At 28.1% G+C, this 467-nt stretch carries 1 protein-coding gene; it reads left to right on the forward strand.

The annotated features are described in order from the left end of the window. Positions 1-205, forward strand: a 205-nt coding sequence (locus SB717_RS33655; RefSeq protein ID WP_410907139.1) for a phosphodiester glycosidase family protein, incomplete at its 5' end; no start/stop codon positions are given. Positions 206-467 lie beyond the last annotated feature (262 nt).

The raw sequence follows: 467 nt of genomic DNA on the forward strand, positions 1-467 counted from the left end.
GGATGGTGGTTCTTCTGCTACTCTATATTTAGGAGGAAAGGTTATAAATTCACCTTCTACATTATCACATGAAGATCGTTATTTACCTAATGCTTGGGTAGTAACAGCAAATCCGAAACAGAAAATAAGGATGACAATAGATGGGAAAAAAATAGATGCTAAAATACCAGATGAATTTGATATAAATATTTCAACTGATTTATAAATTTCTAAGAAAATGAAGGTTTAATTAAAGTTTAAAGACTAACATCCAAAGAGGTTTTAAATTAATACTTTTACCATTTAATATATATTAATGAAGTGCTTATAGAAACACTCAATCATATGGAAATTCTTTTAATTGAGTAGTATTTGCTACAGCTATATGAAATGGACAACCTGTACAACGAATTGTTGTAATCAGATGAGTAAAAATTAATACCCAGAATAAAGTAGTGGTCATACCTGAAAATCATTTGATAAATAAT

It is taken from the genome of Priestia sp. SIMBA_032 (assembly GCF_046535215.1).
Taxonomy (GTDB): domain Bacteria; phylum Bacillota; class Bacilli; order Bacillales; family Bacillaceae_H; genus Priestia; species Priestia aryabhattai.